This window comes from Amycolatopsis sp. WAC 01416 (assembly GCF_003947485.1).
GTDB lineage: Bacteria > Actinomycetota > Actinomycetes > Mycobacteriales > Pseudonocardiaceae > Amycolatopsis.
The window spans coordinates 277,428-295,702 of sequence record NZ_QHHX01000006.1 but is presented as its reverse complement, the minus strand read 5'-3'; the positions used below and the strand labels follow the sequence as shown (position 1 = coordinate 295,702).

The following is an 18,275-nucleotide window of genomic DNA, read 5'->3' as shown; positions in this document are numbered from 1 at the left end:
CATGACCGAACCGCGAGAACCGGACGCGCCGCCGGGCTCGATGGGCCGCAAACAGGTCCTCGAAGCCATGTCGGGGCTGATGATGGGCATGTTCGTCGCCATCCTCGCCTCGACGGTGGTCGCGAACGCGTTGCCGCGAATCGTTTCCGAGCTCGGCGGCTCGCAGTCCTCCTACACCTGGGTGGTCACCACCGAGCTGCTCGCGATGACCGCGACGGTTCCGCTCTGGGGCAAACTTTCCGACCTGTACAACAAGAAACTGCTGATCCAGCTCTCACTCGGGCTGTTCGTGGTCGGTTCGCTGGTCGCCGGTTTCGCGGGCAACATCGAGCTCCTGATCGGCAGCCGGGTCGCGCAGGGCATCGGCGCGGGCGGGCTCACCGCGCTCGCGCAGGTGATCATGGCGGCCATCGTTTCACCGCGTGAACTCGGGAAGTACTCGGGGATCTTCGGTGCCGTGTTCGCCGTCGGGACCATCGCGGGCCCGCTGATCGGCGGCCTCATGGTGGACACGTCGTGGCTCGGCTGGCGCTGGTGCTTCTTCCTCGGGGTCCCGTTCGCGATCGCCGCGATCCTGCTCCTGCAGCGCACCTTGAACCTGCCGACGATCAAACGCGACGTGAAGGTCGACTACCTCGGCGCGTTCCTGATCATGGCCGGTGTCTCGACGTTGCTGGTGTGGTCCTCGCTGGCCGGGCACCAGTTCGCGTGGGGCTCGTGGTGGACGGCCGGTCTGGTGACCGCCGGTGTGGTCATCCTCGCCCTCGCCGTCTACGTCGAGTCGAAGGTGGCGGAGCCGATCTTGCCGCTGAGCCTGTTCCGCAACCACACGGTCACCCTGACCACCCTCGCGAGCTTCCTCGTCGGTGTCGCGATGTTCGGCGGGACGGTCTTCCTGTCGCAGTACTTCCAGCTGTCGCTCGGCAAGTCGCCGACGGTGGCCGGACTGCTGAGCCTGCCGATGATCTTCGGCCTCCTCGTCTCCTCGACGGTCTCGGGCCAGCTGATCAGCCGGACGGGCAAGTGGAAGAGCCACCTGCTGCTCGGCTCGGTGCTGATGACCGCGGGCCTTGCCCTGCTGGGGACGCTCGACGCCCACACGAACCTCGTCGTGCTCAGCGCGTTCATGGTGGTACTCGGGGTCGGCGTCGGCATGCTGATGCAGAACCTGGTCCTGGTGGCACAGAACGACGTCGACGCGCACGACCTCGGCACGGCGACCTCCACGCTGTCGTTCTTCCGCAGCCTCGGCGGCTCCATCGGGGTGAGCGCGCTGGGCGCGGTGCTCGCGAACCGGGTCGTCGCGCTGATGAGCGAGAAGCTCGGACCGCTGCCCGGTGGCGGCGAGGGTGGCGCGGTGCCGAACATCGCCACACTGCCCGAGCCGGTCGCGAACGTCGTCCGCGAAGCCTACGGGGACGCGACCAGCGAGTTGTTCCTGATCAGCGCGCCGATCGCGCTGCTGGTCGTCGTCGCTGTCGCCTTCCTCAAGCACAAGCCGCTCAAGACCCAGTCGGGTAACGAGCGGCTGGCCGAGGAGACCGCCGCCTGACCACCACGAGAGAGGGGCCCGGTTCGCCGAACCGGGCCCCTTTTTTCGCGCGCGAAAACCACGGTGGGAATTCGGTAACGCGATCAAGTGGTTTCAAGCGGCACTGCCGACGCGAATCAGGCGGCGCCGTTCGCTGCCGGTCAGCCCGCCGAAAACGCCGTGGGTCAACCCGTTGTCGACGGCGTAGGCCAGACAGGCGGAAGTGACCGGGCATCGCGCGCAAACGGCCTTCGCCCTTGCCGCCTGCCGTGCGCCGGGGCCGGTTTCGGTGACCGGGAAGAACAGTTCGGGATCCTCACCGCGGCAAGCGGCCTCACCGAGGTCGCCCACCATTCTCGTTTCCATTTTGCTATCACCTCCTCTTTTCCCGATTTTCCCTTCCCCGTCAAACGACTTCTCCCTCGATGCCGGGTATCCGGCCGGGTACACCGCGCAAACCTCACCTTGACCGAATCGTTACACTCAGCGGCCCGCTCACTGCACCTGTCCTATGAGGGCATTCGCGTCAGGCGGCTGAGAGCGGTGAGTGCGGGTGATGGGCCACGACGGGTTCGACGAGTTCTTCCACGCCGAATTTCCGCTGCTCACCGGCTTTCTCTGCAAAACGGGCCACGCGCTCGACCCGGCCCGGGACGCGGCGGCCGAAGCGATGCTCAACGCCTACGAGGACTGGCAGAGCATCACCCAGCCTGAATCGTGGGTCCGCCGCGTCGGGCAGCGGCGTGCGAAGGAGCGGACCGCGGTCCGGGCCGACTGGGCTTTCGCCGACGCCGGCCGGGAGGACAAGCTCACCGTTCTCGCCGATGAGGCGTCGTCCATCCTGACCATGCTGGGGCGGCTGCCGAAACGCCAGCAGCTCGGCATGGCCTGGTCACTGGACGGCTACACGTCGCGGGAGATCGCCGGGGTGCTCGGAATCGCGGAGGAGGCCGTCAGCGCGACACTGCGTCACGCGCGCGGCCGGCTGGCGGAACACGACTCCGAGTTCGTCGACCACCTGGACAGCGCGAACGCCGCCTTCATCGACGCGCTGCGGATGGGGCTCGACGCCGACGACACCCTGTCCCGGATCAAGAACCGCGCGATGATCAGGGAACTCGCACTGGCGGAGCCGGGTAAGGCGGAACCGGAACAGGTGACGGCGTCACGCTGGTACACCCTGGACGAACCCGTCGCCGCCGCCGGACGAGGTGACCGGCGGGCGCTGAACCACCTGCTGGCCACCATCCGCCCGCTCGTGATCCGGTACTGCCGGGCGCGGATCGGCAGGCAGGAACGGACGTACGCCTCCGCGGACGACGTCGCGCAGGAGGTCTGCGTGGCGATCCTCCGCGCGCTGCCCACCTACCGCGAACGCGGACGGCCGTTCCTCGCCTTCGTCTACGGCATCGCCCAGCACAAGGTCGCCGACGCCCGCCGCGCCGCCGCCCGCAACCGCACCGAACCCGTCGCCGAAGTCCCCGACGGCGTCTCCGATTCCACCGGCCCGGAACAACACGCGCTGCACAACGAATTGAGCGACCGGATGGGCGAACTGCTCCGGATCCTGCCGGACAAGCAGCGGGAGATCGTCGTGTTGCGGATCGTCGTCGGCCTGTCCGCGGAGGAGACCGCCGGCGTGGTCGGCTCGACCGCCGGTGCCGTGCGGGTGGCGCAGCACCGGGCTTTGACGCGGCTGCGCAAGATCCTCACGGAAGACTGGTGAGAGCCGCGGATAGAGCCAACCGTGACCTGGCGGCCACTACGCGTGTCTGGAGGGACGACACACGTGATCGGAGGGACGACACACGGCTCACGGGCGGCAGCGTTCCGCGGTCGCCGCGGCCGTCTTCAGTTCGGGTGCCCCGAGGATGGCCGCGACCGGATCGAGCGCGCCGTGCGTGTCCTTCTGGGCGGAGATGAGTCCCTCGACCGCACGGGCTTGCGCCGCCGTGTCGTTCCTCCCCGCCGCGTCCAGATCGGCCTTCGCTTTCACGATCTTGTCGCGTGCCGAGGTGTACTTACCCAGAAAGTCCTTCTTCGCCGTCTCTCCGGCCGGGACCGGCGCGGCGGGCAGTGCGCCGAGACCGTCGACGGTCTTGTTCAGAATGGTCGCGTAGTGCCCGAGCTGGTCGCTCGTGCTCTTCTTGATGGCCGCGACGGTTTCGCCGGTCGCCGAGGTCATCTTGTTGTTGCCTTCGATGAAATCCTTGACCGCGCCGCAGAATCCGTTCATCCAGGCCACCGCCACGGCCGATTCCGTGAGGGACGGCGAAGGCGACGCCTGTGCCGCCGCCGGTGCCGGGTCCGGAGCGCAACCGGCCAGTACCGTCGCGGCCAGCGCGATTCCCGCCGCGCCCAGGATCCCGGCCGTCGTCTTGTGGGCTGCGCACATGTTCGTTTCCCCTCTCTCCGGCAGGTTTTCCGGCCGGCGCGAGGACTTTGACATGGCGGAACACGCGGAGTCTGCGTCATCTGACTCAGAACGGAAGCTCCGCGCTCGAGCTCGTAACGTTCGAGGCACGGCGACCGGATGGCGTAACGAGGTGCGGACAGGAGGCGAGTACCGCATTACCCCTGTTCGCTTCGAGGGCAACCAGCCGAAGAGGTAGCACCATGGCCATCAAGATCATCGCAGCGCGGCTCGAAGGTGGGAAGTTCCACGAAAGCATCACGAAACTGCGTTGGATCAATCCCGGCAGCGGCGAAACCGGCGAGAGTTTCGTTTCGGCGATCGTGGCGTGGATCGAGGACGACGACGGCAAGGCCTACGTGGACGAGGGAATCCACCGGGTCGCCGTGGAGATCCTCAAGCCGACCTTCGGCCCGAAATTCCTGCGCACGCGGGCGGACGGGATCTGGAAGAACAACCTGCTGGACCTGCCCCGTTTCTGAAGCGGGAGCGTCCACAAAGGACCGCATTGTGCCGGGAGTGGGCCGGGTCGGGGCTCGAACCGACGGCCAAGGGATTATGAGACCGCAGATCCGGCATGTCAGCCAGTGTCGTCGGATGCTAAATATTGCCGTTTTTCGCAGGCCAACGCCAGTTTGAGCACGGGCCAGATGCCGCTGCGTGTCGGCCTGTGTCGGGCTCTACGTGGGCGACGGAGCCCAATCGGAGACAGCGTAGGGCACGGAAATCCGCACCTTGGCCGGCTTTCAGAGCGGCAGTGACCTGCCCGGTTACCGCCGGGCGATCACTCCGAAGAATACGACGGCCCGGCCCTTCCGGGGCACGCTCCGCGCCGCTCACCCGACGCCGACTGTTGTCGGCGGAACACTCGTCTCAGCGAGTGCTCCGGCAAGGGTTGTGACAGAGCGACTCTCCATGTCACACTGCTGCTGGGTCCGGACCTGTTGTTCGGACACTGGGCACAACTTGACACGGGGGCTTCGATGAAATTCCGGACCACGAAGATCATGCTCGCCGCGACACTGACGAGTGTCGGACTGTCCATTGCCGTAGCGTCGCCGGCGTCTGCGGCCACTCCCCGCTATTGCACTGCATCGCAGTATGGAAACGGGGCGACGGCCTACTGTTATGCGTCTGCCGCGGGCACGCAGTTCCGGGCAGTGGCCCGCTGCAAGTACCAGACTCCTACCGGCAGCTACGACTATTCGAACTTTTACAGCGCCTGGAAAAGGCAGGGAGATCCCGGCAACGCCACCGTCGCGTGCGGCCTGGGGTGGAGCTTCCTTGAGCCCGGCGCCGAAGTACGCTGATACTCGATCACTGATGCCGCGGCCATGCGATGAGCATTGAGCGGGCCGATCCGCGCTCGTCGTTGTTTCGGCGTTGCCGGGCAAGGGAATGTCGGCTGGAAGCGTCCCGCGAGACCCCGATCCGGCGAGGGCCCTTCATCCAGGGACTTGAAACCGTTGCCCTGAATCTCCGAGTAGTGCACGAACACGTCCGGCCCACCACCGTCCTGCTCCATCGTGCGTCAGAGCGCTGACCATGCCCTGATCTCGAGAGGCTCGCACAACAACTGACGGTCACGTGGAATGGCTCGGTGAGTGTGGTTTCACCGCAGATCCGCGGTGAAACCACACTCACCGCGTTCACTTGAGGCGTACCGGAAGACTCGTGTGCCCGTTCGAAATGAACGACGGCATCTTCTCCAGTTCGGAAGCCTCCGCCGCCAGGGCCAGATCGGGGAACCGTTCGAACAGCGCCGGTAGTGCGAGTTCCGCCTCCAGTCGCGCCAAGGGCGCACCGAGGCAGTAGTGCACCCCGTGCCCGAACGATAAGTGCTGACTCTTCGACTCCCGCGAAAGCCGGAACTCGTCCGCGTCGGAACCGTGCGCCTCGGGCGAGCGGCCCGCTGCCGCGTACGAAGCCAGGATCGCCTCGCCCGCCTTGATGTGCACCCCGTCGATCTCGATGTCCTCCACCGCGTACCGCAGCGGAAGGTTCGCGATCGGCGCCTGCCACCGCATGGTCTCGTCGATCACCTCGGCCCAGGTGTGCTCCCCGGAGCGCACCTTCGCCAGCTCCTCCGGATGCGTCAGCAGCGCCAGGATCGCGTGGTGCAGCAGGTTCACCGTGGTCTCGTGCCCGGCCGAGATCATCAGGATCAGCGTGTCGATCAGCTCGGCCTCCTCCAGTACCGAACCGTCCTCGTCCCGCGCGGCGATCAGGCCGCTGGCGAGGTCATCACCGGGGTTCACCCGCCCGTTCGCCACCAGCTGACCGAGAATCCCGTACATCAGCACGCCGTTCGCCTGCGCCTCCTCGGCGCTGAGTGAGGTGTTGAACACCCCGTCCACCGCGCGCCGCAGCTCTGGCCGGTGCTCCTCGGGCACGCCGAACAGCTGGCAGATCACCTCGATCGGCAGCGGGTAGGCGAAATTCTCCCTGAGGTCCACCGAATCCGGCCCGGCGGCGAGCCGGTCCAGCAGGCCGGTGGTCAGCTCCTCGACCCACGGCCGCAGTGCTTCCACCCGGCGCGGGGTGAACGCCTTCGACACCAGCGAACGGAGCCGCCGGTGGTCGCCGCCGTAGGCGGTGAACATGTTCTGCACCGAGACCCAGATCCGCAGCGGCCAGTCCTCAGGGATCTCACCGTCGCGGTAGGCCGCCCAGTGCAGGTTCGGGTTCTTCGACACCCGCGGGTCGGACAGCAGTTTCCGCAGCAGCTCCGGCTGGGTTACTGACCACGCCACCACTTCGCCAGGGAGTTCCACCAGCGTCGCGGCTCCCCGGGCGCGGAGTTCGGCGCCTTCGGTGTGGATGTCACGGCCGTTGGGATCGAGGACGAACGGGCGGGCTGGTGCCATGGGTGCTCTCCTGTCGGGTCGGGAACGGGACTGACCGGTGCGACGACGGGGGTGAACAGGACCGGGAGACCGGCCAGCGCGCGGTGGAACGGGCCCGGCCGCCAGCGCAATTCGGCGTTCGGCACAGCCAGGCGCAGATCCGGCAGCGCGTCGAGCAGGGTCTCGATGGCGGTGGTGGCGATCAGCCGCGCCGGCCCCTGCGCCGGGCAGGAGTGCACCCCGGCGCCCCAGGCGATGTGCGCCCGGTTACCGGCCCGCTGGGCCTCGCCCAGCTCGGGATCGGTGTTGGCGGCGGCGAAACTGATCACCACGGGCTCGTCGGCAGGCAGACGCGCGCCCATCAGGTCGGCCGCCGGATAGGGGTAACCAGCGGAGTAGTTGGCCATGGGCGGGTCGCTCCAGAGGATCTCCTCCAGCGCGTCCTCCACGTGCAGGCTGCCGCCGGCCAGGTCCCCGGCGAAGCGCTGATCCACCAGCAGCAGCCGCAGCCCGTTGGCGATCAGATTCTGCTGCGGTTCGGTGCCCGCGCCCATCAGCAGCACCAGCTGGTGCAGCATCTCCTCGTCGGTCAGCCCTGAGGCGTGCGCCATCATCCATGAGGGCACGTCCTGGCTCGGCTGCCGCCGCTTGAGCGCCAGCAGGTCCAGCATGGCCGCGGTCAGCTCGGCGTTGGCGCGCTCCGGATCCACCATGTCGAAGATCCCGCGCATCCCCGCGGTGAGCCGCTCGCCCAGTTCCGGCGGGCAGCCGAAGAGGTGGTTGAACACCTGCAGGGAAAGGATTCCAGCGTACTCGGTGAGCAGGTCCGCCCGGCCGTTCCGGGAGAACTTCGCGATCAGCTCCCGCGCGGCCTTCTCCACGTAGTCCAGAAGGGCGTGCGGGTTCACCCGCGAGATGCTGTCGGTGACCGCGCTGCGGTAGCGCGCGTGCACCGCGCCGTCGGTGAACAGGCAGTTCGGCCGGTAGCCCATCATCGGCATCACCGGGTTGTCCGGCGGCTGATTGGCCTGCCAGCGGCGCGGGTCCCGCGGATAGGTCTGCGGGGAGCGCAGCACGTCCAGCGCCGCCTCGTAGCTCAGCACCAGGCTCGCGTTCACCCCCGGCGCCAGCTCGACCGGCGCGACGTGGCCGTGTTCCTTGCGCATCCGCGCGTAGACCCCCGCCGGGTTCGCGGCGAATTCCTCGTCGTAGAGCGGGGTGCGCGTGGCGTGAGCGGGACAACCGGGGGGCGGGATGGCGGGAACGGTCACGAATGCTCCTGGCGGACGGGAGTGAACAGGTAGTCGACCAGGCTGATCAGCGCCGAGGCAGCGGACGCGCGATCGCGGGCGTCACAGGTGACCAACCGGGTCTGGGGTAGCAGATCGAGCGCCTCGCGCAGCTCGGCATCGGGAAAACGCGGCGCGCCGTCGAACTGGTTGACCGCCACCGCGTAGGGCAGGTCCAGTTCCTCCAGCAGGCCCATCACGTCGAAGGAGTCCTGCAGGCGGGTGGGATCGACCAGCACCAGCGCCCCGAGCGCGCCGTGGGCCAGGTCCTTCCACATCTGTGTGAACCGCTGCTGGCCCGGGGCGCCGAAGAGGTAGAGCACCACCTCGTCGCTCAGTGTCAGGCGTCCGAAGTCCATGGCCACCGTGGTGGTGTCCTTGCCGCGCACGCCGGACAGGTCGTCGACCAGTGCGCCCGCCTGGGTCATCCGCTCCTCGGTGCGCAGCGGGCGGATCTCCGAGAGTGTGCCGACAAAGGTGGTCTTCCCTACCGCGAACGGGCCGACGATGAGGATCTTCACCGAGGTCCGGACCGTGGCGGGAACGTATCGGTCAGGTGAGAGCACGGAGGCCATCGAGTACCTTCTGCAGGAGTTGCTGGTCGGGGACTTCGGTCTCGCGCACCGCGGCCCGTGATTCGATGTGCCCGCTGTCGAGCAGGTCCGACAACAGCACCTTGGTGACGCTGGTGGGCAGATTGAGATGCGCCGCCACCTCCGCGACGGCCAGCGCGCCACCCCGGCACAGCTCCATCACCCGCCGTTTTTCCGGGGTCAGCCCGGTCACCGGCGCCCAGGTGGCCAGCACCACGGTGGCCACGTCCAAGGTGTTGCGGGTCGGATGGGCCCGGCCCTCGGTGACCACGTGCGGCCGGACCAGCGCCCGTTCCCGCCGCTGCCCGCTCATGCCGGGTTGCCAGGTCCCTCGGCCGGAAAGCGCGGTGGCGCGGTGAGTTCCTGGCCGAGCCTTTGCACCAGCTCTTGCAATCGCGAGGAAACACCCTCGATGTCCACCCGGCCGGTGGTGGACACCGCAACGTAGGCGCCCTGTCCGGCGGAGGTCAGGAAGACGAACCCGCCGTCGAATTCGATCAGCGTCTGCCGCCACTGCTCCGGCGGCTGACGGCAGAACTCGCCGGTGGCGCGGGCGAGCGACTGGAGCCCGGAGACCGCGGCGGCGGTGCGCTCGGCGTCCTCCACGGTGATTCCCTGCGAATGGGCCATCAGCAGGCCGTCGGCCGAGAGCAGCACCGCGGAGATGGTCTCCGGCATCTGCAGGGCCTGATCGAGCATCCAGCCCAACCGGTTGTTGGTGGTGACGGAGCTGCTCACTGGAAATCCCTTTCGTCATCGGTGGAAGAAGCGCGGCCCTGGCGGGTGCCGCGCTGCCAGGCCGTGGCCGTGGCGACCGGGCTGTGGTTCACCGGGGACTCGGTCACTTCCGGCGCGGTGGGCGGCGGCACCGGAACCGACAGCGTGGTGGCGGTGGTGGTGGCCGACCCGGTCACCGGAGCGCGTCGGCGACGGCGAGGCAGGCCGTGCGCGGTGGTGCCCAGTTCCTCGGCCGGTTCGGCCGGCTGTGGTTCCGGCGCGGGAACGCGCACGTGCGGGGTCGGGCTGGGAGTGATCGCGGCCGGACTGGCAGGCGCGGCCAGCGACGGGACTTCCTGCGGTGCCGGCGCCGGGACGGCGGCGCGGGTGAGCAGCTCGCTCGGCAGGAACAGCACCGCGCGCACCCCGCCGAAGGGCGAGCGCATGTCCACAGATACGCGGAAGCCGTAGCGGCGGGAAAGCACGCCGATGACGGCAAAACCGATCCTCGGCGGCACACCGAGCGCGGCGATGTCCTGACCGCCGTGGCCTTCCAGTAACCAGCCCGCGCGCTGCACCGCTTCCACCGTCATGCCGACCCCGGCGTCGTCGATGACGATCGCCAGCCCGTTGTGTGCCTGCTGGAAGGTGACCTGCACGGGTGAGCCGGGCTGCGAGTGGCGGGCGCCGTTGTCCAGCAGCTCGGCCACCGCGAGCACCACCGGTTCCACGGCCTGGCTGACCACCGCGGTGTCCGAAGGCGCCGGGATCTGCACGCGCGCGTAGTCGCGGATGCGGCCGGTGGCCCCGCGCACCACGTCGGTCAGGGTCGCGGCGGAGCGCTGCAGGCCCGGCCACGAACCGCAGAGCACGGCGGTCGCCTGGGCGCGGCGGCCCAGCTGCGAGTTCGCGTGGTCCAGGCCGAGCAGACCGTCGAGCACGTCGGGATTGTCGTGGTGCTCCTCCATCGCCGAGATCAGCACCTGCTGCTCCCCCGCGAGGTTCTGCACCGTGCGCATCATCGCGCGCAGGGTGGCGGCGGCGGATTCGGCGGCGTTGCGGCGGGTCTGGCCGGTCAGCTCGCTGATCACCACGAGCAGTTCGCGGTGGGGGTCCTCGCCGTTGAAGGCACGCAAGGGGCCGGGCACGGTCACGGCCTGGTTGGCCTGCGACTCGACGATGGCAGGCAACCGCCTGTGCAGCAGGTGCCGGTCCTCCTCCTCCCGCGCGCGGAGTTCGGCCAGCAGCTGCTCACCACGACGGCCGGTGTTGGCGGTGACCCGGCGCTGGCGCACCAGCAACAGCGCGAAGGCCGCGGCGAGCAGCGAGACGCAGACCAGCGCTGCCGTCAGCAGGGGGTACTCCATGAAATCCTCACGATCGACAGGGCAAGGACGCCTGGGCCGAGCCGGGAGATCATGCGGCAGCTCCACGGCAGCGGGGATCGAAGGACGTCATCAGCAGCGAGTACCGTAGCGCAAACACGCCGTGAGCGGCAGCCGCTTCCCGCGAGAAAAGTGGTTCTGTGCAGGGTAAGCCGAGCGGGAAAGTTCCGTACCGTGCCCGCGAGGCCACCGGCGGCGCGGTGAGGTAGCCCCGTCGACGGGTGGGCTGCGCGTTCGGACAACGAGTCGTGTTCGTTCGTCCATCCTTTCCCGTGAAGCCTACGAAGCACTGTGCCCCAACGGCATCGTCGTCAAGTGAACGCGATCACCGGGTTCGACGTCGCCACGGACGATCTCACCGCGCACGTGAGTCATCTCGACGCGTTGACCGATCGGCTGGGCGCCTAAGCGGACGCCGCCCGCCAACGCCATCAGCGTCGACGTCACCAGCGGCGAGCACCGGCACGACCGCGAACAAGCCAGCCGCCACCCTTCGCGTGTCAGCGAACATTGCGAGGCCATCGAGCTCGTCAGGCCCAGCCAGGGGAACGGGTGCTCCGGCTCCCGGATCACCTCGTCAGGATCAGAGACCACGCCGACCGTGCTCACGCTGCCACCGTCACCCGCCACGCCGCGTTGCGGGCTCTCACCGACCAAGCCAACTCAGTGCCGCGTGAAGTCGTTTCCGCCGTGGTCGGGATCTGTCACTTCGCGCGGGCCTGGGGCGTCGCACCCGACGGCATGCTCCGTGGGAACGGCCTGATCGGCGACGAGGACGCGGCGCGCCTCGAGAAATGGATCTGGACCATCTCCTACGCACTGTCGATGATCTTGGACGGCGACGCGGCGGAGGCCTTCTCCGCGTACGACGACGAACGTCTCCGATAGAAACGGCTACGTGACAGGGGGCGAAGTCGTAGTGAAGGCGCGGGAAGACGACGGCCGCGCCGCTTCGTGTGTCGCCGCGCAGGCCCGGTTGGCCGAGGAGCAGGAGGTCGCGTGGGCGGTGAGCCTGTGGCCGGCGGCGCACGACGTCCGCTGGAAGGTACTACGCGGCGCTCCCCCGGGTTCGCATGACGTTGCCCGCGCGCAGGTGACTGAACGCCTGAGAGGAGGTCAGGAGGCCTTGACGACGACCGAGTGCGCCTTGCCGCTCGATCGCAGACTCGGTGAGGCCCGGCAGGGAGATCAGAGCAGTCCGCGCCAGTCACGTCCTAGCGGGGCTGCTTAACGAGGTAGAGCCTCGCTATCGATGCCGGGTGTCGCCGGGGCGAGGCGGCCCGTGCGACGGAGCCAGATCTCCAAGGGAAGGGTTACCAGTGGAGGGATCGCTGCCAGGACAGCCATGATCGTGACCCTCCGGCTCCAACGCAAGGTGACCGCGGCGGCGATGGTCACGATCACATAGGCGATGAAGGCGATGCCGTGCATCATCCCGAAGATCCGCACGCCTAGCTCGGTGGTTTCGGTGACGTACTTCAGGAACATCCCGGCCAGCAGGCCTGCCCATGTCGCTGCTTCGACGAAGGCGACCGCGGCGAAAGCCTTTCCGATGCGGGCGATTGGGCGAGTGTCGACATCGATGTCGAGGGTCACGTTCCACATCCGTTCGTTGGGCAGTGCGTCCAGCGATTATCCCGGACAGCCGTGCGGTTCTGTCGGCAGCCCGCGGCGGGCATGCCCGCCGGGGGGAGGCGGCGTGGGCGGACTTCCTCGAGCGCGGCCGTACCTACCTGGCCCGCCACGCCCCGGCCAGGTCACTCGGCTCCCCCGGCTCCGAAGCCGGACTGGCTCGCCTGTGCCGGCTGCTGACCGTGTGCGAGGACGTTTCCCCAGTGAAGCCATACACCGGAGCGATGTCCTCAAATACGCCCGCCCGTCGTCCGATACACAGCAGTGCCCAAGCGCGCGGCTGGACCGCGATCCGTGCTCTTGGCACGGCCATTCCTGTCACGATCACGACTGCCGGCCAAGACCGGGAGCCGCGAATGCTCTCCTACCATCTCTACCGGTCGACTTCGTCGAGGACTTCGCGGAGGATGGATGCGAGATCGGCGAGCCAAGCGGCCGCGTCGGCGTCGGATGTATCGTCAGTCAACACCCAGTTCGCGTACCAGGCGACCAGCACCGACAGCGTGCCTGGGGGATGGGATTCGGCCAGCAACGTCTCGATCGCAACTGCGTCCCGACGTACGGGCTCCCGATTTACCCTGGCCGTACGGGCCGCGTCCGCGCGTACTTCGTCGAGGCTCAGGGCATCAGCAACCGTCGTGAGCAGGAACAAGCGGACATGCTCGATCGCCGGAGGCCGAGGTTCCTCCATCCGAGCACGAAGCACGTCCGGGATTTCCACAGGGGCAGGGTATCGCAAGCTCATGACGCGCAGGTCTTGTAGCGACAGCTCGACTAGCATCGTCCGAACCAGGCGAAGTCCCACTCGCCCCCTTCTGCTCGCCCGGGACGGTCGCCCGGAATTTTTATGCTTCCAACAACCGTGTTCGGGTGTTGACGTGTCTCGGACGGAACAATTGTCCTATGTGGAACGGGCCATATGGGCGGACCGGACGATCGCCAGCGCTTCTTCGCCCAGGGTATGGCGAGGGAGAACGTCTCCTGCCACCCTCCGGGCAGTTCCTCGCGACTCAAGTACGGGGGGACGCGATCGGCGCCGGTGCCCATGATCTGGTCGAGCGCTGATTTCGATTCGCCGAGCGTCCACTCCGGTATCGAGGGCAACAGTGCCGACCACCAGCCATCCCTGGCGCCGGAACACGTCGAGCCGCCGCAACTCCAGGTTCATGATCCCGACCTTCCCGGCATCCCGCGAGGTGCACGATCACGTAGACCAGCGACGGAGCGTCCTCGTTCCAGCCGCCTGGTGTGCACACGGTGCAAGCTGTCCTGAGGGTGTTACGCCGCACGCGGGCCGGCGTTGGGCTGACCACATTGCGGCACTCGTGCATCGATTCCCACGGCTTCTTGACGCCTCCGGGGAACGGCTTGCGTGGGACGAACCCCTTGCGAAGAAACAACTCCATGGCTGCTGCGGGGTCGGCACGCTTGCCTTGCGCATCAGGCAACCATGCCCGTCCAGCGCGTCGGCAAGGGTGGGCCGATGCCTTGCCCACCGATCTTGACCTTGCGGAGGATCTTGTTCGCTCGACTCGCCGCGCTCGCTGAACGAGTCGTCGCGGTGAACCACCGGCCTGCCTTCGAAGCCACCCGGCCGATGGATTTCACCGCTCCGACGGCCGCGCCGATCCACTTGGACACGCCACCGGTGAGGGCCCGAACGCGTACTGGGCGGCCGCTCCCCAGTTGCCCCGGATCGCGTTGCCCACCGCGGCGACACCGCTCGCGATCGAGCCGATCGGTCCCGGCACCCACGAGACCACCTGGGCCACCCGCGTCACCGCGCCGACGAGCGAACTGAACCAGCCGTGACCGTCGAGGTCGAGACTGTCGACGCATCATCGCCTTCGCGCCGGACTCGCTACCTGGAGGCAATTGGGTGCTCCCCCGGTTCATCGACACCGAGGAGGCAGCAGCGTGCCGTTCAATCATGGGTAAATTGATCGCACACTTACGACGGGCAATTTCTGACTTTGGCAAATTATGGACTACTGCTACTACTCAAGGAGAGCGGCGAGGTCGCCAGGCCCGAATCCTGCGTCAAGGAGCACCTGGCTGTCGAACGTCGCGCCCCAGGGCGGCGAGCTCCTGCGGCACGGCAGACGGCTGGTACATGGCCAGCGAGTGGCGGCGGGTCGGCGGGTCATGGATGGCCATCGCATTCTCGATCCCCGTCCCCCGACCTGTCCGCATCATCTCCTCATATGGAACGACCTCCGCGCGAACTGGATTCGTGAAGAGACCGATCCACTCGCGGTTCAGATACCCATCGATCAGCGCTTGGTCTGCAGTACGTCGAGTTGACGCGCCCGCCCCAGTTTCGGCCGGTTGGCGGGCGACGGACCGGGCGTGGACGGATCGGGGAGCTTCCAGAGCAGCGTCTCCAGGGCTTCTAACCGGGGTTTTGTGTTGCAGTAAGTTCCCCCAAGGTCGCTGAGGCAGGGCGGTTTTTTCGTTTCGGCTCACTTTGAGAATTGGCAGCTGATTTCAGCTACCGTTCAGCAGCTGGAGCAGTTCAGGAGCGCACCTGCCAATTAGGGTCACAACCGCTGCCGAGCGGCCTCGCACATGTCGACGAGCTGCGAACTCCTGATCGAAAGTCCTCTCGGCCGTTAAGCTGTCCAAAGCAGGATCAGTCAGTCATTCAGGTCAGCACAGATCGCGGCATGGCCAGGTGCCGTGCCGCGTCGATCTTCTACGTCCTGCCACGGGGCCTATCGGACGCGACGTGATCCCCTGGCGCTCCATTCCTCAAATGCTAGAGTCGGCCGCCGAGGTGCTCCGCCAGCTCGCCATACCCGGGAATATTGCCGCTGATCGGACTACCGGCAAGCGTCAAGTGCCCGATCCGGACCTCTCCCCGGCCCTGCTTCACCGTCACGACAAGCGTGTCGAGATCCTCACTCCGACACCACATCGCCGTCGACTACCTCGGCCGAGGTCGGCAGAGAGGGGTGCGCTCCGTACCGCGTCACGACGATCGCGGCCACTTTCGTCGCGAAACCGCAAGCGGCCACTACATCCGCGGTCGTCGGCTCACCGGGGATTTCCGCGAGCCGGGCGGCGAACGCTCCGACGAACGAATCCCCCGCGGCGGTGGTGTCCACAGCCCGTACCGGGACGGCCGGGACGTGCGTGGACGACGACGCGTCGAGGACGGCACATCCCGCGGCGCCCAGCGTCACGATCACCCATCGGCATCCCGTGGCGGACAGTTCGGCTCCGCCGCGCCGCAAACCGTTGCCGTCGAACGGATCCTGGCCGGTGAGCTGCCGGAACTCGATTTCGTTCGACACCACCACATCGCTGAGCGGCAGCAGTTTCCCGGCCACTTCGCCGGCGGGCGCGGTGTTGAGCACGGTCAGCACGCCACGTGCGCGAGCGGCCGCGAAAGCGCGTTCCGTCGCTTCGGCCGCCGCCTCCAACTGGCCCGCGACGACGCGAAGCCCCGGCAGTTCGCTGATCGCCGCTTCGGCCGCGGCCGCCGGGATGTCGGCGTTCGCCCCGGACACGACGACGATCGAGTTGACGCCCTCCGCGTCGACGGTGATCGCCGCCCGGCCGGTGGGCAGCGCGGACCGGCGCACATGGGTCACGTCGGCTCCCTCGGCGAGCAGGGCTTCCAGGTACTCGTCGCCGTCCTCGTCCTGGCCGACGCAGCCGATCACGGCCACTTCCGCACCGAGCCGGGCGGCGGCGACCGCTTGGTTGCCGCCTTTCCCGCCCAGCTCCCGGCTCGTCGAAAACCCCATCAGAGTCTCCCCTGGCTCCGGGATGCGCGGCACGTGGACGATGTGATCGACGTTCAGTGACGCCACCACCGCGATCGCGCGGCTCATGCGGTCAACCACCGGGCCGGGACGTCTCGCATCAGCCGGGCCACGGCTTCGGCAGGCACGCCTTCGGCTTCGAGCAGATCGGCGAAGACCGTCGGCACGAACACGAGCCCGTTCCCACCGTTGTGCGTCCACATCTGCTTCAGGAACAGATCGTGCGAAAGCATGATCTGGTCACCGAAGCCCTCGTGCACCCACCGCGCCACGGCGCGAGCGGTCTGGGAAACCGTCGGGGCGACACCTTCGCCGGGGAACGAGATGTCGAGGCCGATCATGTCGAACTCCAGCAGCACGCCGCGTTCGAGAAGCCCGCGTTGGTATCCCGGGTCGTCACCGGACGGATCGCTGTGCGCCAGCGCGACTTTGCCCGGGAGCGCACCGCACTCCTCCAGCACGAGGTCGAGCACTTCGTGCCCGCGGCGCTGCCAGCCCGGCATGTGGATGTTCAGCCCCACGGACGGCCGCGCTGCCTGCGCGAGCGCCGCGGCCCGCAAGGAGGCCCGCTCCCCGTCGGTGAAGAACGGCGAGACACCGACCTCGCCGATGACTCCGGCCCGGATCCCCGTCTCGCCGACGCCCTCGTCCAGTTCGGCGAGGATGTGCTCGGTCTGCGCGTCGACGGTGACCGCGGTGATGCGTTCCCCCTCGAACTTCTCCAGGTACGCACCGGTGCCCATGACGATGGTGACCCCGGTGGCCTCGGCCACCGCCGCCAGGGCGAGCGGATCCCGGCCGATCGCCGCGCTGCCGGTCGCGTCGACCAGCGTGCCGCCGCCCGCCGCGGCGAACGCGGTCACCTCGCGCACGACGCTCGCCCGGTCTTTCGCCGCCACGTTGTCGGCGCAGCAGTAGGGATCCTGACGGAGCAGGAACTGCAGGCCCGGCCCGACTTCCGCCTCGGCGAGCCGCCGGGTGGAGGCATAGGCGGGTTCGGCGACCTCGGAGGACAGATCGTTGAAGAGGTGCTCGTGCGGCAGCACCAGCCCGAGGTCCGCCGCGTCGACCGCGCCGAGAACGCCGCGCACCTCAGCCACGACGCACCTCGGCGGGCTGGGCGAGGACCGCCGGTTCGGCCGTGTGCCGGGACGGGATCATCGCGATCGCCGCGGCCGCCAAGGCCACGCCCGCGCCGATGACGGTGACCAGATGCAGGCTGGAACCCGCGGCGGGAGCGACGAGTTCCAGCAGCAGCGACCCGATGAGCTGACCGGCCGTGGAGGCCAGCCCCAGCAGCAGGAGCCCCAGCCCACGCACCAGCAAGGCCATCAACGCGATCGACAGGAGGCCGAGCGGCCCGCCGAAGTACATCCACCAGGTGCCCGGCAACGCGAAGTGCGCGCCCGAGACCGCCATCCGCACCACGTACACGAGGCCGAGCGCCACGAAGCCGATGAGGAAGTTCCAGGTGATGGAAACGAACATCGAGCCGGACAGCAGGCCGACCTCGGAGTTGCCGGCGGGCTGCCAGCCGGCGAGCAGGCCACCGACGAACGGCATGATCGCCAGCGCGATCATGTGCGGAGCCGACCAGTTCGGGGACACCACCAGCACGGTGGCGCAGATGGCCAGGATCGCCCCGGCCACGCGCGGCGCGCTCATCGCCTGCTTGAACGGCACGCCGATGCCGAGGCGGTCGCACACCACGCCGGAGATGACCATGCCGGAGATCAGCGAGGTCTGGAAGATCGCCACCCCGAGGAAGCCCACCGTGACGCCCTCGGAGAGCACGATCACCGCGCCGCACAGACCGGCGAAGAAGTTCCACCGCGGGATCTCACCGCGCACCAGCTGACCGGGCAGCAGGAAGAACGCGTCGCGCGTCCGGGTGCGTGCCAGCACGATGATCAGCATCAGCACCAGGCCGGTGCCGAAGGACACCAGCGCGGCGGCGTGCCCGTCGGCGAGCGCGGTGCCGAGATGTCCATTGACGAGCGACTGCAACGGGCCGAGCATTCCGGCGAAGACGGTCGCGATCGTCAAGACGACGACCGACGCCGCGCGGCCGGTGGGTGACGTACTCATCGAATCCTCCT

General features: G+C 68.1%; 18 protein-coding genes and 2 pseudogenes. 6 read left to right on the top strand and 14 right to left on the bottom strand.

Annotated elements, in window-relative coordinates:
• The first annotated feature begins 40 nt into the window (after positions 1-40).
• A complete protein-coding gene (locus DL990_RS22155; RefSeq protein ID WP_125799942.1) occupies positions 41-1,552 on the top strand; it encodes an MDR family MFS transporter in 1,512 nt (503 codons plus the stop codon).
• Between the two features lie 93 nt (positions 1,553-1,645).
• On the opposite strand, the gene DL990_RS22150 is transcribed toward DL990_RS22155, so the two are convergent.
• Positions 1,646-1,897: a WhiB family transcriptional regulator gene (locus DL990_RS22150; RefSeq protein ID WP_125799789.1), complete on the bottom strand. Its 252-nt coding sequence runs from the start codon at positions 1,895-1,897 to the stop codon at positions 1,646-1,648.
• A gap of 190 nt (positions 1,898-2,087) precedes the next feature.
• Here DL990_RS22150 and DL990_RS42440 point away from each other — a divergent pair.
• Positions 2,088-2,507, top strand: a pseudogene (locus DL990_RS42440) (RNA polymerase sigma factor); the annotation flags it as partial.
• A gap of 129 nt (positions 2,508-2,636) precedes the next feature.
• Positions 2,637-3,257: a sigma-70 family RNA polymerase sigma factor gene (locus DL990_RS42435; protein ID WP_370451372.1), complete on the top strand. Its 621-nt coding sequence runs from the start codon at positions 2,637-2,639 to the stop codon at positions 3,255-3,257.
• An 87-nt stretch (positions 3,258-3,344) separates the two neighbouring features.
• Here the strand turns inward: DL990_RS42435 and DL990_RS22140 are convergent, their stop codons facing one another.
• Positions 3,345-3,926 (bottom strand): hypothetical protein, encoded by a 582-nt coding sequence (locus tag DL990_RS22140; RefSeq protein WP_125799788.1) that lies wholly within the window; start codon positions 3,924-3,926, stop codon positions 3,345-3,347.
• A 221-nt stretch (positions 3,927-4,147) separates the two neighbouring features.
• Between DL990_RS22140 and DL990_RS22135 the strand changes: the two genes are divergently transcribed.
• On the top strand, positions 4,148-4,426 hold the full coding sequence (locus DL990_RS22135) for a DUF3892 domain-containing protein (protein WP_125799787.1): 279 nt from the start codon (positions 4,148-4,150) through the stop codon (positions 4,424-4,426).
• Positions 4,427-5,385: 959 nt separating this feature from the next.
• On the opposite strand, the pseudogene DL990_RS22130 reads toward DL990_RS22135, so the two are convergent.
• The 7 genes and pseudogenes from DL990_RS22130 to DL990_RS22100 all read right to left on the bottom strand — a co-directional run.
• Positions 5,386-5,469 (bottom strand): annotated as a pseudogene (locus DL990_RS22130) (cold shock domain-containing protein); the annotation flags it as partial.
• Between the two features lie 124 nt (positions 5,470-5,593).
• On the bottom strand, positions 5,594-6,700 hold the full coding sequence (locus DL990_RS22125; RefSeq protein WP_125789592.1) for a cytochrome P450: 1,107 nt from the start codon (positions 6,698-6,700) through the stop codon (positions 5,594-5,596).
• Positions 6,682-8,061, bottom strand: coding sequence for a cytochrome P450 (locus tag DL990_RS22120; RefSeq protein WP_125799786.1), 1,380 nt, complete (start codon positions 8,059-8,061; stop codon positions 6,682-6,684). The genes DL990_RS22125 and DL990_RS22120 overlap by 19 nt, the downstream gene beginning before the upstream one ends.
• The gene (locus tag DL990_RS22115) at positions 8,058-8,654 is read right to left on the bottom strand and encodes an ATP/GTP-binding protein (protein ID WP_125789469.1); all 597 of its coding nucleotides are present in this window, start codon (positions 8,652-8,654) and stop codon (positions 8,058-8,060) included. The genes DL990_RS22120 and DL990_RS22115 overlap by 4 nt, the downstream gene beginning before the upstream one ends.
• Positions 8,632-8,985: a DUF742 domain-containing protein gene (locus DL990_RS22110; RefSeq protein ID WP_125789470.1), complete on the bottom strand. Its 354-nt coding sequence runs from the start codon at positions 8,983-8,985 to the stop codon at positions 8,632-8,634. Before DL990_RS22110 ends, DL990_RS22115 begins: the two co-directional genes overlap by 23 nt.
• A complete protein-coding gene (locus tag DL990_RS22105) occupies positions 8,982-9,410 on the bottom strand; it encodes a roadblock/LC7 domain-containing protein (protein ID WP_005153253.1) in 429 nt (142 codons plus the stop codon). Before DL990_RS22105 ends, DL990_RS22110 begins: the two co-directional genes overlap by 4 nt.
• Positions 9,407-10,756 (bottom strand): ATP-binding protein, encoded by a 1,350-nt coding sequence (locus DL990_RS22100; RefSeq protein ID WP_125799785.1) that lies wholly within the window; start codon positions 10,754-10,756, stop codon positions 9,407-9,409. Before DL990_RS22100 ends, DL990_RS22105 begins: the two co-directional genes overlap by 4 nt.
• A 684-nt stretch (positions 10,757-11,440) precedes the next feature.
• Between DL990_RS22100 and DL990_RS22090 the strand changes: the two genes are divergently transcribed.
• Positions 11,441-11,662: a hypothetical protein gene (locus DL990_RS22090; protein WP_125799784.1), complete on the top strand. Its 222-nt coding sequence runs from the start codon at positions 11,441-11,443 to the stop codon at positions 11,660-11,662.
• Between the two features lie 339 nt (positions 11,663-12,001).
• Here DL990_RS22090 and DL990_RS22085 read toward each other — a convergent pair whose 3' ends face one another.
• Both DL990_RS22085 and DL990_RS22080 read right to left on the bottom strand, forming a co-directional pair.
• A complete protein-coding gene (locus DL990_RS22085; RefSeq protein ID WP_233599263.1) occupies positions 12,002-12,370 on the bottom strand; it encodes a DUF3817 domain-containing protein in 369 nt (122 codons plus the stop codon).
• A 409-nt stretch (positions 12,371-12,779) separates the two neighbouring features.
• Complete coding sequence (locus tag DL990_RS22080) at positions 12,780-13,127, bottom strand: hypothetical protein (protein ID WP_199746532.1); 348 nt, start codon at positions 13,125-13,127, stop codon at positions 12,780-12,782.
• Positions 13,128-14,092: 965 nt separating this feature from the next.
• Here DL990_RS22080 and DL990_RS42190 point away from each other — a divergent pair.
• Positions 14,093-14,218: a hypothetical protein gene (locus tag DL990_RS42190; RefSeq protein ID WP_255431384.1), complete on the top strand. Its 126-nt coding sequence runs from the start codon at positions 14,093-14,095 to the stop codon at positions 14,216-14,218.
• Positions 14,219-15,306: 1,088 nt separating this feature from the next.
• Here DL990_RS42190 and DL990_RS22075 read toward each other — a convergent pair.
• Genes DL990_RS22075 through DL990_RS22065 form a run of 3 tightly spaced genes read right to left on the bottom strand, consistent with a single transcriptional unit; the run spans position 15,307 to position 18,264 of the window.
• Positions 15,307-16,245, bottom strand: a complete 939-nt coding sequence (locus DL990_RS22075) for a ribokinase (RefSeq protein WP_233620540.1) — start codon at positions 16,243-16,245, stop codon at positions 15,307-15,309.
• Entirely contained in the window at positions 16,242-17,276 is a 1,035-nt protein-coding gene (locus tag DL990_RS22070; RefSeq protein ID WP_125789475.1) for a phosphotriesterase, read from the bottom strand. The genes DL990_RS22075 and DL990_RS22070 overlap by 4 nt, the downstream gene beginning before the upstream one ends.
• Positions 17,269-18,264, bottom strand: coding sequence for a DMT family transporter (locus DL990_RS22065; protein ID WP_125789476.1), 996 nt, complete (start codon positions 18,262-18,264; stop codon positions 17,269-17,271). The genes DL990_RS22070 and DL990_RS22065 overlap by 8 nt, the downstream gene beginning before the upstream one ends.
• Positions 18,265-18,275: the final 11 nt, after the last annotated feature.

Excerpts from the sequence above, each read along its gene's own strand:
- DL990_RS22155 (WP_125799942.1), top strand. The coding sequence starts at position 41 with ATGGGCCGCAAACAGGTCCTCGAAGCCATGTCGGGGCTGATGATGGGC.
- DL990_RS22150 (WP_125799789.1), bottom strand. The coding sequence starts at position 1,897 with ATGGAAACGAGAATGGTGGGCGACCTCGGTGAGGCCGCTTGCCGCGGT.
- DL990_RS42435 (WP_370451372.1), top strand. The coding sequence starts at position 2,637 with ATGATCAGGGAACTCGCACTGGCGGAGCCGGGTAAGGCGGAACCGGAA.
- DL990_RS22140 (WP_125799788.1), bottom strand. The coding sequence starts at position 3,926 with ATGTGCGCAGCCCACAAGACGACGGCCGGGATCCTGGGCGCGGCGGGA.
- DL990_RS22135 (WP_125799787.1), top strand. The coding sequence starts at position 4,148 with ATGGCCATCAAGATCATCGCAGCGCGGCTCGAAGGTGGGAAGTTCCAC.
- DL990_RS22115 (WP_125789469.1), bottom strand. The coding sequence starts at position 8,654 with ATGGCCTCCGTGCTCTCACCTGACCGATACGTTCCCGCCACGGTCCGG.
- DL990_RS22110 (WP_125789470.1), bottom strand. The coding sequence starts at position 8,985 with ATGAGCGGGCAGCGGCGGGAACGGGCGCTGGTCCGGCCGCACGTGGTC.
- DL990_RS22100 (WP_125799785.1), bottom strand. The coding sequence starts at position 10,756 with ATGGAGTACCCCCTGCTGACGGCAGCGCTGGTCTGCGTCTCGCTGCTC.
- DL990_RS22075 (WP_233620540.1), bottom strand. The coding sequence starts at position 16,245 with ATGAGCCGCGCGATCGCGGTGGTGGCGTCACTGAACGTCGATCACATC.
- DL990_RS22065 (WP_125789476.1), bottom strand. The coding sequence starts at position 18,264 with ATGAGTACGTCACCCACCGGCCGCGCGGCGTCGGTCGTCGTCTTGACG.